The organism is uncultured Campylobacter sp. (assembly GCF_938041645.1).
Taxonomy (GTDB): domain Bacteria; phylum Campylobacterota; class Campylobacteria; order Campylobacterales; family Campylobacteraceae; genus Campylobacter_B.
Window position 1 is genome coordinate 57,082 of sequence record NZ_CALIST010000067.1, and the last position, 13,847, is coordinate 70,928.

At 48.0% G+C, this 13,847-nt stretch carries 15 protein-coding genes; 6 read left to right on the forward strand and 9 right to left on the reverse strand.

From position 1 onward, the window contains the following. The first annotated feature begins 88 nt into the window (after positions 1 to 88). From ruvC to Q0600_RS09930, 3 genes are read left to right on the forward strand one after another with little or no spacing between them, the layout of a single operon-like run. Positions 89 to 568, forward strand: coding sequence for a crossover junction endodeoxyribonuclease RuvC (ruvC, locus tag Q0600_RS09920; RefSeq protein ID WP_298759830.1), 480 nt, complete (start codon positions 89 to 91; stop codon positions 566 to 568). A gap of 8 nt (positions 569 to 576) precedes the next feature. Continuing rightward, a complete protein-coding gene (locus Q0600_RS09925) occupies positions 577 to 1,383 on the forward strand; it encodes a nitrilase-related carbon-nitrogen hydrolase (RefSeq protein WP_298759833.1) in 807 nt (268 codons plus the stop codon). Further along, positions 1,383 to 1,910, forward strand: coding sequence for an isochorismatase family cysteine hydrolase (locus tag Q0600_RS09930; RefSeq protein ID WP_298759836.1), 528 nt, complete (start codon positions 1,383 to 1,385; stop codon positions 1,908 to 1,910). Before Q0600_RS09925 ends, Q0600_RS09930 begins: the two co-directional genes overlap by 1 nt. Positions 1,911 to 2,066: 156 nt before the next feature. Here Q0600_RS09930 and nhaA read toward each other — a convergent pair whose 3' ends face one another. From nhaA to glmM, 5 genes are all read right to left on the reverse strand, one after another. Beyond that, complete coding sequence (nhaA, locus tag Q0600_RS09935; RefSeq protein WP_298759838.1) at positions 2,067 to 3,230, reverse strand: Na+/H+ antiporter NhaA; 1,164 nt, start codon at positions 3,228 to 3,230, stop codon at positions 2,067 to 2,069. 65 nt (positions 3,231 to 3,295) lie between these two features. Next, on the reverse strand, positions 3,296 to 3,736 hold the full coding sequence (locus Q0600_RS09940) for a CopD family protein (RefSeq protein WP_177386933.1): 441 nt from the start codon (positions 3,734 to 3,736) through the stop codon (positions 3,296 to 3,298). A 10-nt stretch (positions 3,737 to 3,746) separates the two neighbouring features. After that, a complete protein-coding gene (locus tag Q0600_RS09945; RefSeq protein ID WP_298082146.1) occupies positions 3,747 to 4,139 on the reverse strand; it encodes an SHOCT domain-containing protein in 393 nt (130 codons plus the stop codon). Continuing rightward, positions 4,126 to 4,587 (reverse strand): signal peptidase II, encoded by a 462-nt coding sequence (lspA, locus tag Q0600_RS09950; protein WP_298759844.1) that lies wholly within the window; start codon positions 4,585 to 4,587, stop codon positions 4,126 to 4,128. The genes Q0600_RS09945 and lspA overlap by 14 nt, the downstream gene beginning before the upstream one ends. 98 nt (positions 4,588 to 4,685) lie before the next feature. Next, on the reverse strand, positions 4,686 to 6,026 hold the full coding sequence (gene glmM, locus Q0600_RS09955) for a phosphoglucosamine mutase (protein WP_298759847.1): 1,341 nt from the start codon (positions 6,024 to 6,026) through the stop codon (positions 4,686 to 4,688). 152 nt (positions 6,027 to 6,178) lie between these two features. Here glmM and rpsT point away from each other — a divergent pair, with 152 nt between their 5' ends. After that, positions 6,179 to 6,451, forward strand: coding sequence for a 30S ribosomal protein S20 (gene rpsT, locus Q0600_RS09960; protein ID WP_291938896.1), 273 nt, complete (start codon positions 6,179 to 6,181; stop codon positions 6,449 to 6,451). A gap of 24 nt (positions 6,452 to 6,475) precedes the next feature. Then, positions 6,476 to 7,543 carry a peptide chain release factor 1 gene (gene prfA / locus Q0600_RS09965; protein ID WP_298759850.1) on the forward strand — a complete coding sequence of 356 codons (1,068 nt, stop codon included), beginning with the start codon at positions 6,476 to 6,478 and terminating at the stop codon, positions 7,541 to 7,543. A gap of 11 nt (positions 7,544 to 7,554) precedes the next feature. On the opposite strand, the gene Q0600_RS09970 is transcribed toward prfA, so the two are convergent. From Q0600_RS09970 to Q0600_RS09985, 4 genes are all read right to left on the reverse strand, one after another. Beyond that, positions 7,555 to 8,043: a chemotaxis protein gene (locus Q0600_RS09970; RefSeq protein ID WP_298759853.1), complete on the reverse strand. Its 489-nt coding sequence runs from the start codon at positions 8,041 to 8,043 to the stop codon at positions 7,555 to 7,557. Positions 8,044 to 8,909: 866 nt separating this feature from the next. Continuing rightward, the gene (locus Q0600_RS09975; protein WP_298759855.1) at positions 8,910 to 10,799 is read right to left on the reverse strand and encodes an SbmA/BacA-like family transporter; all 1,890 of its coding nucleotides are present in this window, start codon (positions 10,797 to 10,799) and stop codon (positions 8,910 to 8,912) included. 390 nt (positions 10,800 to 11,189) lie between these two features. After that, positions 11,190 to 12,602: a TonB-dependent siderophore receptor gene (locus tag Q0600_RS09980; RefSeq protein ID WP_298759857.1), complete on the reverse strand. Its 1,413-nt coding sequence runs from the start codon at positions 12,600 to 12,602 to the stop codon at positions 11,190 to 11,192. A 33-nt stretch (positions 12,603 to 12,635) separates the two neighbouring features. Further along, positions 12,636 to 13,199, reverse strand: a complete 564-nt coding sequence (locus Q0600_RS09985) for a TonB-dependent receptor plug domain-containing protein (protein WP_366517547.1) — start codon at positions 13,197 to 13,199, stop codon at positions 12,636 to 12,638. Between the two features lie 73 nt (positions 13,200 to 13,272). On the opposite strand from Q0600_RS09985, the gene Q0600_RS09990 reads away from it, so the two are divergent. Then, the gene (locus Q0600_RS09990; RefSeq protein WP_298759860.1) at positions 13,273 to 13,608 is read left to right on the forward strand and encodes a hypothetical protein; all 336 of its coding nucleotides are present in this window, start codon (positions 13,273 to 13,275) and stop codon (positions 13,606 to 13,608) included. Positions 13,609 to 13,847 lie beyond the last annotated feature (239 nt).

A 13,847-nucleotide genomic window follows, 5' to 3' on the forward strand; every position in this document is an offset into this window, starting at 1 on the left:
TAAGATTTTAGCTAAATTTCGCTAAATTTGCGGTAAATTTAAGTTTATTCACTTGTGATTAAGCAGTGAATAAGCGTGAAAGAGGGTTATGAAAATTTTAGGAATTGATCCCGGAACTAGAAATTTAGGCTATGCGATTTTGGAAAAAGACGTGAATAAAATCACTCTCATAGAGGCAGGACTTGTGAAAATGAAGGCCGAAAACGTGCAATTTCAAATGACGCAGATGAGTGAGGCGATCGATCAAATTTTCAGTGCTCATGAGATCGATGAGGTCGCGATAGAATCGATGTTTTATGCCTATAATCCGCAGTCTGTTTTAAAGCTCGCTCAGTTTCGCGGCGCGCTAGCCCTTAAAATTTTACAAATTTTTGGAAATTTTGCCGAATACACGCCGCTTCAGATAAAAAAATCGGTCACGGGCAAAGCAAAGGCGGCGAAGGAGCAGGTTGCGTTCATGGTGAAGCGGATCTTGGGGATTAATAAGGAGATTAAGCCGCTTGATATTACGGATGCTATAGCTATCGCGCTTACGCATGCAAATGTTATGCGCTTAGCGCCTAAATAGGAGGTTTTATGAAAATCGCTATTTTGCAAATGGACGTGAAAATGGCTCAAAATTTTGCAGATTGTGAGCAAAATTTTATCCGTGCGCGCGGGCTGATCGATCGCGCGTTAAAACGCGGCGCGGACGTAGCGGTGCTGCCGGAAGCCTTTAATACGGGCTTCAATACGGCTAAATTTAAAGAGCTAGCTGATACGAACGCTACTCATACAAAAAAATTTTTAAACGAAATTTCGCGAAAAAGCTGCGCTATTTTAATAGGCGGATCGATAAGTTCCGAGCGAGATAAAATTTATAATTCCGCTTTCGTTTATCAAAACGGAGCCGAAATTTTACGCTACGACAAGATCCACGCCTTCTCGCTCGCTCGCGAAAATGAGATCGTAAGTGGCGGCGATAGGTTAGGAATTTGCGAGATAAAATTTCAAAATCGCGCGTTCAAAATCGGCGTCGCGGTCTGCTACGATCTGCGCTTTTGTGAAATTTTTCGTGCCTTAGCGCTTCGCGGTGCGCAGATTGTTTTTGTGATCGCGCAGTTCGCGCAAAGCCGCATAGAGCATTTTATCACGCTTGCGAAAGCCCGCGCGATCGAAAATCAAATTTTTATCTGCGCGGTAAACGGCTGCGGCGATACGGGGCAGGGCGAGAGTTTCGGCGGAAATTCCATGCTGATAAATCCCTACGGCGAGATCGTCGCGCGCCTAGGCAAAAAAGAGGCCGTGAAGATTGCTCGAGCGGATTTAAATGAAATTTTAAAATTTCGCGCTAAAATGGATCTTTTAAAAGATATGAAACCTGAAATTTATAAGGAGTTTTGATGAAAACTTTGGTATTTGTGATCGATATGCTAAACGGCTTCGTAAAATTCGGCGCGATGGCCGATCCTAGCATAGCAAAGATCGCTCCTGCGGTGATTAGGCAGATAGAGGCGGCTAAAAATGTGCATTTCATCTGCGACGCTCACACCGAGCGGGATTTGGAGATGAAGCGCTATCCGGCTCACTGCCTAGTTGGCTCGCCAGAAGCGGAGGTGATCGAGGAGCTCGCACACTTCGTAAGCGAGCAAAACGTTACTTTTAAGCGTAGCACGAACGGCTTTCATAATTTGGATAAGAAAATTCTGGGCGGCTTCGATCGTTTCGTGATTACGGGCTGTTGCACCGATATCTGCGTGATGCAGTTTGCGCTTAGCCTGCGCACCTATCTCAACGAAATTGGCGCCGATAAAGACGTCGTCGTTCCGCGAGGTGCGGTAGCTACCTACGATGCGCCGAACCATGAGCGCGGCTACTACGACGAATGTGCGCTAAGCTTAATGCAAAATGCGGGTATTTTGGTGATTTAAGCTGTACTTAGATTAAACAGAATTTCAAGCTAAATTTTCTAGCTTATAAATTTTAAAATTTAGAGCCGCTCTTAAAATTTTGAAATTTTTTGAGCGGTAGAATTTTCAAATTTTGTGTTACTCGTAGAATTTTAAGACTCTAACCCTTTACGGATTTTAGCTTTGTTTTACCGCGACTGCTTTTGCGACGAAAAATCCCACTACTCCGGAAATTATCGAGCCTAAAAATACCGCGAGCTTGTCCGTGTAATGATACATATCGCTGCCGCCGTATGCGAGGCCATCGACGAAAAGCGCCATCGTAAAGCCGATACCACAGATGATCGCTACTGCGTAAAGCTGCGGCCAGCCTGCGTTTTCAGGCATGTAGGCGATTTTGGCTTTGATTAAGATCCAGCTAAAGGCAAAAATTCCGATCTGTTTACCGAAAAATAGCCCTAGCATGATACCCATCGGCACCGGACCGAAAAGGAAGCTAGGACTAATGCCTGCTAGCGAAACGCCTGCGTTTGTAAAGGCAAAGATCGGCAAGATGAAGAAATTTACTGGGTAAGCTAGGCCGTGCTCCATATCCTTTAGCATAGAGCCCGAGCGGGTCTTAAGCGGGATGCAAAAGCCCGCAAGCACTCCCGCGATAGTCGCGTGGATACCGGAGTTTAGTACCATCACCCACAGCACGACGGCCACGATGATAAACGGAAGCTTTTTATCGACGCCAAGTCTGCTCATCGCTAGCATTATTGCGACACAGGCAGCTGCGCCGCCTAGATAGATTGCGTTTATGGTAGAGGAATAAAACAAAGCGATGATTAAAATTGCACACAGATCGTCCATTATCGCAAGCGTTAGGACAAAAATTTTAAGGCTAGCCGGGATTTTTTTGCCCAAAAGTGCCATAACGCCTACAGCAAAGGCTATATCTGTCGCCGTCGGGATTGCCCAGCCCTTCATCGCGACGGCATCGCCCCAGTTAATGATCGAAAATATAATCGCTGGCATCATTACTCCGCCCAGAGCCGCGAAGCTAGGAAGTAAAATTTGAGAGAAATGGCGCAGCTGCCCTTCGATTTTTTCGCGCTTAAGCTCAAGTCCAATGGCAAAGAAAAATATCGCCATAAGCACGTCGTTTACTAAAAAATGCATCGATTCGTCAAGTTTCGCAGAACCCACACCTATGGTGAAGCTTAGATGTAAAAATGCTTCGTAATATTTCGATAAAAATTCTACGTTTTGAGCGATGATCGCAAGGACTGCGGATAAAAGTAGTATGATTCCCGCGCTACTTTCGCTTGATAAAATTTTCTTAATGATATGTTGCACATGCTTCCTTTAAAAATTTTGCCTTAATTTTATGCAAATTTTAATTAAATTTTTATCAAAACGGGCTAGTTGCTCGGTAAATTCGGCATTATTAGCATTGCATAAAGTATTATAAACATTATGATCGTAGGGCCTTCGTTGATCGCACGGAAGTATTTTCCGCTCCTGTGACACTCGTTTTTTTCAAATTTATACATATAATAATACAGCCACAAATGATAACAGATTAGCAAAACTCCGGCTAGTAATTTTATATGAAAATATCCCATTTTCATAAGCCCCGGATTTAAAATGATAAGCATCACGCCGCTAAAAACCGTCACCGCCATTGCTATCCAGCCGATCGCGTGATAGAGCATCCGCTCCATCTTTTTAACGACCTTTACGAAATCCGGCTTGTCTAAATTTTCAGCGTGATATACATACAGACGTGGCATGTAAAACAGCATCGCCATCCATGAAATAAAGCCCGCAAAATGGACAAATTTAAACCAATAGTAACTCATTTTAGCCTCCTTAATCTCTCATTAAAATTTCTTTTCGAGCTTCGAATTCCTCTTTAGAAATCGCGCCTTTTTGATACAGCTCAAAGAGCGCATCGACTTTTTTTAGACGCCCCTCGTAGTCGTCTTCCTCCGTCTCACTTACAAAAGCATTTAAATCTTCCACCCAAATTCCTACGAAAAATATATCCAGCAAAATCCAAATTCCCCAAATCGCCCAAAACAAAAAGCCCACTAAAAACCACAGCGTAAAACTTCCCAGCCAAAATAGCGCGATTTGAGCAAATCCGCTGATAAATTTGCCGCAATAAATTCTATGCAGTCCGCCACCGATCGGCATAGCTGCGACCCACGAAAACGCACCTAAAAACCAAAGCGCGTAAGCGATGTAATTATTTCTCTTCATTTTTCTCCTTTTTTGCGGTGCGTAAGCCCTGAAAAATAAAAATCACGACAGCCAGATCTATCATCACGTCGGCGAAATTAAACACCGCGAACTCAAACCACTTATGCCATGCGACGTAATCGACCACGCCGCCGCGAATGAAGCGATCAAGTAAATTTGAGCAGCCTCCCGCGAGCATCAGCGCAAACGGCGCCCAGTGCTCGCAAAAAAGCTTTTTATGACAAAATACATACGCCGCAAGCGCCGAGATCAGCGCGATCTGGATAAATTTTAAATTTTCGCCCAAAAAGGCAAACATCGAAAACGCAACGCCGCGATTAAGCGTAAGCTCTAGCGAAAAAAACTCTCCTTGCCACGAAAAGCCGTTTAAAAACAGAAGTTTGATCGCTTGATCGATCGCAAAGATCGCCGCAAAAAGCAGGATAAATTTAATACAGGTCTTAGCCATCTCGCAGCCTAAATTTAAATATGTAAAGCCTGCATTTTTTGTCCGCGCCTTTTGTATCGAGCCATGAGCTTGCCGCGCCGTAAAATTTTATAAAATCGCTATTCATTTAGGGCTTTGGCAAAAAATTTCTCGACCTCGTCCATTCGCTTTTGCAGCAGTTTTTCGTTTTTGCCCTCGATTAAGAGGCGGATAACGTTTTCGGTGCCGGAGTAGCGGAAGAGTGAGCGGATTTTGTCCGCTTTAAGGCTTGCTTCAAGCTCCTTTAGCCCTTTTAATTTTTCAAGCGGCTTTTTATCCGCGATCTTTAAATTTCGTAAAATTTGAGGATACGGCTTAATCATCCCCGAAAATTCGCTTGCCTTCTTTTTCATATCCAGCATGCAGGCGGCGAATTGCAGCGCGCTTGCGATGCCGTCGCCCGTTTTAGCGTAATCGCCGAAGATCACGTGCCCGCTCTGCTCGCCGCCGAAATTTGCGCCTAGTTCATGCATCGTCTCAAGTACGAATTTATCGCCTACATTGCAGCGATGAAGCGCGATGTCGTGTTTAGCTAAAAAATCCTCCAGCGCAGAATTACTCATCACTGTGGCTACCATTTTATTGCCTGCTAAGCGATTTTTTCCTTTCAAATAGACCGCTAAAATTCCAAGTAGCGCGTCGCCGTGGATGATCTCGCCGTTTTCGTCCACGACTACGAGCCTATCAGCATCCCCGTCGAAGGCAAAGCCGACATCGGCGCGTAATCTTTTGACCTCCGAGGCTAAATTTTGCGGGCTTAGTGCGCCGCAAGCATCATTAATATTTTTGCCGTTAGGCTCGTCGCCGATGACGATCGTTTCGGCTCCCAGTTCATTAAATACGGTAGGTGCGACCCTGTAGCTTGCTCCGTTTGCGCAATCAAGCACCACGCGAAGCCCGTGTAGCGTCTTTTGCTTCGGGAAGGAATTTTTAATATGCACGATGTATCTGCCGATGACGTCGTCCACGCGCTTTGCAGCGCCTATTTGCATCATTTTGGTGCGCGCTTCGGCGATTAGATCGTCGCTGAAATAAATTTTTTCGATCTGCGCTTCCTCTTTTTCGTCGAGTTTGAAGCCCTCGCTGTTGAAAAATTTAATGCCGTTGTCGTAGTATGGATTGTGGCTCGCGCTTATCATGATGCCTGCATCGCAGCGCATATCCTCCGTAAGAAAGGCAATCGCAGGAGTAGGCATCGGTCCGATCTGGCGGACGTTGTAGCCCACCGAGGTAAGGCCTGCTACGATCGCTGTTTCTATCATATAGCCGCTTCTGCGGGTGTCTTTGCCGACTAAGATCATATTCGTAACGGAATTTTTCCTAAAGTAAATCCCCGCCGCCATTGCTACGCGCATTGCAAGCTCGGCGGTTAGAAATTCTCCCGCTTTACCGCGTACGCCGTCCGTTCCGAAAAGTTTCATTATCAAATCCTTATATAAAAATCGGGAAATTCTACCAAAAAAAGTTTAATCTACATAAATTTAAACTATATTTAAATTTTACTTAAATTAAGCGTCGATTAAATATTTTTTACGTATAATCGCAGGTTCAAATTTAACCGAAAAGGAACATTATGGCAAATCACAAATCCGCCGAAAAACGCGCGAGACAAACCATAAAAAGAACGGAGCGAAATAGATTTTATCGCACCAGAGTAAAAAATATCACAAAAGCCGTAAGAGAGGCGGTCGAGAGCAAGGATCTAGACGCAGCGACTCAGGCTCTAAAAACGGCTAATGAAAGCTTTCACAGCTTCGTAAGCAGGGGCTTTTTGAAAAAACAGACCGCGAGCAGAAAAGTAAGCCGCCTAGCCAAACTCGTAAATTCTTTAAAAACCGCCGCGTAAGCGCTACTTACGCATAAAATTTAAATGCTAGCCGATAAACTAAAGCCTTTTTTGGATCGCTACGACGAGCTTTCGCGCATGCTTAGCGATCCCGCAGTTACCGCAGATATCGCTAATATGACAGCGCTATCTAAGGAGCAGCGCAGTATCGAGCCGATCAAAGAGGCGGCTAGCGAGTATCTTAAAATTTTAAATCAGATCGAAGAGAACAAAGCTCTGCTAAGCGATGCCGATCTCGGCGAGCTAGCCAAAGAGGAGCTTAAAAGCTTAGAGATGCAAAAGCCGCAGCTCGAAGAAAAAATCAAAATTTTACTGCTTCCGAAAGACCCTAACGACGATAAGAATATCTTTCTTGAGATTCGCGCCGGTACGGGCGGCGACGAAGCGGCGCTGTTTGCGGGAGATCTGCTCGGCGCGTATCTGCGCTATGCCGATCTTCGCGGTTATAAATGCGAGATCGTAAGCACTAGCGAAGGCAGCGTCGGCGGTTATAAAGAAGCGATCTTGCTCGTAAAGGGCGCGGGAGCGTATTCGCGGCTGAAATTTGAAGGCGGCACCCACCGCGTGCAGCGCGTCCCCGAAACGGAGAGCCAGGGCAGGGTGCATACCTCTGCAATCACCGTCGCCGTCATGCCCGAGATCGAGGATAGCGAGATACAGATCAATCCAAATGACCTTCGCATCGACGTTATGCGTAGCTCCGGACACGGTGGACAGTCCGTAAATACCACCGACAGCGCCGTCCGCATCACTCACATCCCGACCGGCTTAGTCGTCACCAACCAAGACGGTAAGGACCAGCACAAAAACAAAGAGGCGGCGATGAAGGTGCTAAAGGCGCGCCTTTACGATATGCAGGAGCAGGAGCGCTTAGAAAAAGAGCGCAAAGATCGCAAGGATCAGGTAGGCACCGGCGACCGCTCGGGGCGAATTCGTACCTACAACTATCCGCAAAACCGCATCAGCGACCACCGCATAAATTTAACTCTCTACCGCCTCGACGCGATAATGGCAGGGGGCTTGTTCGACGAGATCATCGATCCGCTCATAGCGCACTCTCAAGCCGAAGCGATCGCAAATGCGGGCTATTAAGCCTTTTAAATTTAGACCTTGCAGCTGCCCGCTTTACCGAATTTTGCCTCAATTAAAAGTACCAAGATGAAGAAAATTTTTTCGTCGTTAAACTTCGCAAGCTCGCGCAGGCCTTGATCTGCGCTTACAAGCTTGATGCCGTTCGATTTCAAAATCTCAGCGAGCTCGTCCGGCTCAAAGCCCATTTTACCAGCGATCTCTCTAATATTATAGGACTCGATCGCGCCTATGATGCGATCCATATTACAAAAGCCGGGATTTTTGCGGCTCAAAACCACGTCCAAAAACTCGCCCCAGAGCTTTACGAGCTTCTTTCGCCTTGTGATTATATGCAAGATCGCGACGCAAAGCAGACCCAATCCCGCGATCTTATGCAGGCTCATCCACGCCTCGTCATATTCGCCGCGCGCAAAGTAGGCGCCCGAAAAACCCAAAATGCAAAGCGCGCAGCCTAGTAACACGATGAGCGCAAATTTATAAACAATCCCCGCTTTAAGCATAAAATCTCCTTGCTTCGTTTTTAAAATTTATCGGCTTAGGCGTAGCGCACGCGAACGCTACGGCGGCGTTATGTCTCGTCGGTCGCCGCTATCGTATCGCCTCGGCGTTATTGCGCCACCCGCACCGCTGTTTCACTTATACGCTCCGCGGGTCGCCATCATCGTATCGCTGTTTGCGCTACTTGCACTGCGTCTTACCTACATACGCATCCTGTCGATCGCGGTTGCCATATTGCGGCATTTTATGCTGTCGTCGCCGCAATCACGCCGCGCCGTCTTGTGCTGCCGATCCGCCGTCACGGCCGTGCTGTTCGCTTCGATCGTAGCGCCGTTACGATGATGATTTGCCCGAGCGAAGGTTATGTCATACGGCGCCGAGTAGGTACGTATCGCCGCTCCGCTTCTCGATCACGGCGTGCCGTCTGCGCCGCCGATGTGTTATACACGCCATCCGACGCGCTACCGACTTATTGCGACGCCCACGCATCGCGCCGCTTACGTAGCCTGCTCATTTAGCAAGTCGTTACGCTACCGATCGCGGCTCGGTTTAAAATTTTATTTAGGCGCCGTCTTCTTGGCAGATCATCTCGCGTTTAAATTTTGCCGACTTAATTTCGCGCAAAATCGCGATCGCACGCCGTCTACCGACCTCCAAGCCGCTTGCCGCGCCGTAGCGCTTGCCCCGCCGCCTACTGCGTGCGAGCGCCTAGCCGCGCGGGTGCTGACGCCCATGTATGCGAACGCTTAGCGCCTCGGCCAAATTTTATCGCCGCTTAATATAAATGAGTAATTTTAATAAATCTGGATTTAAAAAGATATGGATTTAAAGGCGAAATCCCTGCGACGTGAAATTTAAACAATAAAATTTAAAGCTCTATCGTCCGCTCGAATATATCCTCAAGCCCCGTTTGATGCACGATCGCTAGCATGCCGAGCCTCGGCAGATCCGCGCGCAGACCCAGTAGCAGCTCGCGCGCCGAGGCGAGATCGAGCGCAGACGTGATCTCGTCTGCGAAAACAAAGCTCGGCTTGTGGTAGCGTATCCGTGCGAAACTAAGCCGCTGCGCCTCCCCGCCGCTTAAAATTTTAACGTAATCGGCACGCGAGTTTAGCATGCGGGCAAATTTTTCAAGCCCTACGCTGCGTAAAATTTCTAAAAATTCCGCATCGTCTGCGCGCGGCGGCTGCGGATAGCAGATGAGCTCTTTTAGGCTAAGCGGCGCCAGATAGGGCTTTTGCGGGATAAACATCACGCCCGTGCGCGGCAGGCTGATCTCGCCGCAGCCGTATCGCCAAAGCCCCGCCGCGTAGCGCAGAGCCGTGCTTTTGCCCGCGCCGCTCTTGCCCCGCAGCATTATAAACTGTGCGGGCGCAAGTTCGAAGCGTAGATCCTCGATCAGCGGCTCGCCCGCAGGCGTGAAGACCGACAAGCCCTCGCAACGAGCAGAATTTTCGTCGCTTTGTTTGACGCAAGCACGCAGATTTGCACTCTCGCCGTCCATGCGCGAGATGAACTCATAGATCCTCTGCACGCTCGCCGCCCACTCCATGATCTGCTTATAATAGTCCATAAACCACGCAAATCCGTCCTGCACGCTGTAAAACGCCGAGCGCGCCTGCATCATATCGCCGAAGCTCATCGCGCGCGACAAATACAGCGGCAAGCAGGCAAAGATCGGGATTAAATTCGTGATTTTTAGGTAGCTTGCCGAAAAGCATTCGAGGCGAAATTCCGTATTCATGATGCTGCGCCAGTTTCTCATAATCTCGCTGAAGCTCGCGCGGAAGCGGCCGCGCTCGGCATCCTCTCCGCGCATAAACGCTACGGCTTCTGCGTTTTCGCGCACGAGCAACAGATCCGAGCGGTAGTCGGCTTCAGCGCGCTGCTTGGCGAAATTTAGCCCCCTAAGCCTGCGCCCGATGAGATGCGTGATCAGCGAGCAAAGCAGCGTATAAAGGAGCGCGACGTAGAGCAAAAAGCCTTCGATCTCAAAGTGCATGCCGAAAATTTCAAATTTCAACACCTTCGAGACCTGCCACAAGATCGCAACGAAGGCGATGAGCTTGGCGAGATTGTAGACGAGCGATTTTACGAGATCGACGCTTTTTTGCACGAGCAGCAGGCTGTCCTCGGCGATACGCTGATCGGGGTTGTCTAGCTTTGCGATCGTTTTTGAAATTTCACGATCTGCGCGAGTTTTAGATGAAATTTCATTCTCGCTTGCGCCGCTTTGCCCCGCCGCATTTTGCTTTGCCGCACTCGGTAAAATTTCAAGCCTCTTTGCGTCTCTATGCAAAACCGCGCTGTTCGCCTCAGCTGCGGAATACTCTGAGCGCTCGTTTAAATTTGCGTCGCCAGGTTTTTCTAAATTTGATCCGCCCCTGGCGCTGAAATTCCCCTCAAGGCTCGTGCGGTAGAAGTTTGCGTTATGTAGCCATTTGCGCTCCATCATCGCGCTTAGCCGCTCGCGCCAGACGATTACGAGCAGTTTGCGAAACCAGTTGCCGCAGACGATGAAAAGCACGATGAGCGCCGTGTAGAGCAAAAACTCGCCCACGAGCGCGGGGATCAGCTCGCCTTTAAGCTCGCTTAGCGCGTCGTAAAAGCGCTTATCCCACGCGTTCATCAGCACGCTGATTTTGATGATAGCGAGGCTAAAACCAAGCGCGAGCAGCAGCAGCGCCCACAGCTTCGCCGCCCCCTCGCCGAACCAGTGCGGACGTAGAATTTCAAAAAATTGCTTTAGCGTTTTCAAATTTTCTCTTTAAATTTTAAAATTTAGCGCCGGTTGTAGTGAAATTTCTCGGGATTAAATTTGATCCCGCGACCTCGCGAGCGGATTTTATACTCACAAGTCTGCGCGTTTAATTCGCTCGGAATTTCGCGAAATTAAATTTATCGCCCCTGCCCGCGATCGCCCGGATCGCCCGCGCTAATCAATCGTTAATCAATCAAATCGCGAGCTAAATTTTAATCCCGCGGCTTCGTTTAAATTTTACCCGTCTCGCTACGTGCTACTTGCGACAAAGCTTAGCCTCTCGCTTCTGCGCCCACCTCATCCGCGCCCTTATAAAGCGCGTAATTATATATGATCGCGCGAGCTCGGTCAGTCCAAGCTCGCATAAGCGCAAAATTCCATCCACACCTAATACGTATAATTTAGCGTCAACATAAAATTCCGCGGCTCGCCGTAGTAATTATTCATCCCCGCGACGCGATTTTGCGTATTTTGAAAATACTTCTTATCCGTGATGTTTTTGACCGCAAAATTTACGCTAAAGTGCTTGTCGAAATGATAGCCGACGTTTGCGTCCCACAGCGCGTAAGCCTTCTGCGGTGCGGCGTAGTACGCAACGTTTTCGCGATATATCGAAGCGGTTTTGCTCTGATAGCGCATGCCGGCGCCCAAAGTAACCTTACGATTTTCGCCGAGCGGAATTTCATAGTTCGTATAGAGCTTAAATAGATGCTTCGGAATGTAGCGTTTGGCGTTTGCGCCTTTGCTATAATCGACCGCCGCGGAGGTTCTTTCCGTCTTTAAATAGACGCTGCGGTTGAAAGTATATCCCGCGAATAATTTCCAATTCTCAGTAAGCGAGCCTTGCAGCTCGGCATCTATGCCGCGGCTTCGCACCTTGCCCTCGGCGATAGAGTAGTTCGTATTAAGAGGGTCGCTCATCGCCCTATTTTTCTGAATGATCTGAAATAGCGCGACATTCGTATTAAGCGCGCCGTCAAAAAATTCTCCCTTCACGCCGGTTTCTAAATTATAGCCGACGACGGGATCCAAAATTTTACAGTCTTTATCGCGCGCGGCTTGCGGCTTAAAAATTTCGGCATAGCTTGCGTACCACGAAAAATTATCCGCAAAATCCCAGACCACTCCCGCATACGGCGTGAAATCCGATTTGCTCGGGCTCGCTCTATGCGAAGCCGTACCGCGCAAAATATTATAATAATACCTGCTGTAAGTTACCTTCGAAAAGCGCCCGCCGAGTAAAAAGTGGAAATCGTCGGTTAAGTTTAATCTAGTCCCGAGCGAGATCGCGCGCTGCTTTATGGTAGTGGAGCTTCGGTCTTTAAAGCTAGCCGCACTGCTCCAATCGGGCTGGGCAATCTTTGAGCGATCCCAGTTATAAATATTCATTCCTAGCGACGCCATAGATGAATCTCTCGTCCTAGTCTCGCGCCAATTAAGCTTTTCGTTGCTAAGCGAGCCGTTTAAGAAAAAGTCGTGCTTCTGCCCGAATGCTTCGAATTTGCCGTCTAGCCCTGTTTGAAACCCGATCTCTTTGGAGTCGTTATCGTAAATTCTATATCGCACCGTATGCGACGTAGTGCCGTTGTAAGGATCTGCCCCGCCGAGCGCTCCGAATTTTAACATGCTGTCGCTATCGGTATAATTGAGCCTCGCATAGGCTTTCAGATCATCGCTAAATTCGTGCGAAAGTTCGCTGTAGGCGTTAAATTTTTTATATTCGCTTCTGTCCCAATCCGAGCCGAAGTAGCTTCTGCGCGGTAAATTCAGTAAATTTCCATGATTGTCTAAAACGGGCACGCCGTAAATATCATAGACGCCGACGGTTTTTTGTCACAAAAATCCCGCGCTAAGAAGCGTCTTATCGGCCACGTCAAATTCCGTCGAAACGCCGACGCCTTCGCGATAGCCGTTGCACGGATAGTCCTTAAACGAGCCCGTTTTACTTAAAATTCCGATCAGCCGCGCGCGTGCCGTACCGCTTTGATTTACCGCGTCCGTTACGTCGATCATACCGCGATAATTATCCCAGCTACCGCCGCTTAGACTTGCGTTAAAACCGAACTGATCGCTCGGGCGCTTTCTGATTAAATTTATCGTGCCGCCGGGCTCGCCGTTGCTTTGCGTAAGGCCCGCTACGCCGCGCAGAACCTCAACGCGATCGTAAAATTCCAAATCGGTAAATTCCTTCGATAAGCCAAGAGGCCCGAACACGGAGCTAGAAACCGAGCTTGCGATGCCGTCTTCTTGGATATTATCGACATAAAAGCCGCGCGAGACGATGCGATTGCCGCCTGCGTCGTTATTTAGCGAAATGCCGGTTGCGTATTTTGAAAGAGCCTCTTCGGCGTTGTGCAGGCTCAGATCTTTTAAAAGCTGATTGGAGATGACGCTTATGGATTACGGCGTTTCTCTTATGCTTAAATTTAGTCCCGTCGCTGTGCTCATATTGCCCGTCGTATAAGAGCCCGTGCCCTCGGTAGTGGACAGATCGGCTTTGTCCGTGACGTTTATGGTGCCGAGATTATCGCCGTCCGAGCTTTGCAGCGTAGAATTTTCTGCGCTACTGCTTTGTGACGCAGAATTTTGTGCAATGCCTTTAGTAGCGGAACTTACGACGGCGTTGCCCTACGGCGCGGAATTTACAGCGGTAGGGCTTCCAGGCTTTTGCGCAGAGCTTTGCGACGCTGCACTATTAGAGGATAAATTTGAAATAGGCGATGTAGAACTCCGCGATGTGGCGGCTGTGCGCGAGCTTTGCGACGACGAAATTTTAGAGGCAGAGCTTGCAGCGGACAAGTTTTGAGAAGCGCCGCTATTTTGCGCCGCAGTAAGCCAAAACGGCGAGCAAAGTAGCGCAAAAGAGAGTAAAATTTTGCCCTTTTTCATAAAAATCCTTTTTAGATTTTATAATCTATATCAATTTACTGGCAGGATTATCTTACAATTCCTCTTAAATAATAATAAAATTTTTAATAAACTAAATCATAAAATTTTATATGTAATTACTAATTTAACGGAATTTAATAAGATCTATTGACGAAT

Bases quoted from the DNA above. Each gene is read 5' to 3' on its own strand.
- ruvC (WP_298759830.1), top strand. From the start codon at position 89: ATGAAAATTTTAGGAATTGATCCCGGAACTAGAAATTTAGGCTATGCG.
- Q0600_RS09925 (WP_298759833.1), top strand. From the start codon at position 577: ATGAAAATCGCTATTTTGCAAATGGACGTGAAAATGGCTCAAAATTTT.
- Q0600_RS09930 (WP_298759836.1), top strand. From the start codon at position 1,383: ATGAAAACTTTGGTATTTGTGATCGATATGCTAAACGGCTTCGTAAAA.
- Q0600_RS09940 (WP_177386933.1), bottom strand. From the start codon at position 3,736: ATGAGTTACTATTGGTTTAAATTTGTCCATTTTGCGGGCTTTATTTCA.
- Q0600_RS09945 (WP_298082146.1), bottom strand. From the start codon at position 4,139: ATGAAGAGAAATAATTACATCGCTTACGCGCTTTGGTTTTTAGGTGCG.
- lspA (WP_298759844.1), bottom strand. From the start codon at position 4,587: ATGGCTAAGACCTGTATTAAATTTATCCTGCTTTTTGCGGCGATCTTT.
- glmM (WP_298759847.1), bottom strand. From the start codon at position 6,026: ATGAAACTTTTCGGAACGGACGGCGTACGCGGTAAAGCGGGAGAATTT.
- rpsT (WP_291938896.1), top strand. From the start codon at position 6,179: ATGGCAAATCACAAATCCGCCGAAAAACGCGCGAGACAAACCATAAAA.
- prfA (WP_298759850.1), top strand. From the start codon at position 6,476: ATGCTAGCCGATAAACTAAAGCCTTTTTTGGATCGCTACGACGAGCTT.
- Q0600_RS09970 (WP_298759853.1), bottom strand. From the start codon at position 8,043: ATGCTTAAAGCGGGGATTGTTTATAAATTTGCGCTCATCGTGTTACTA.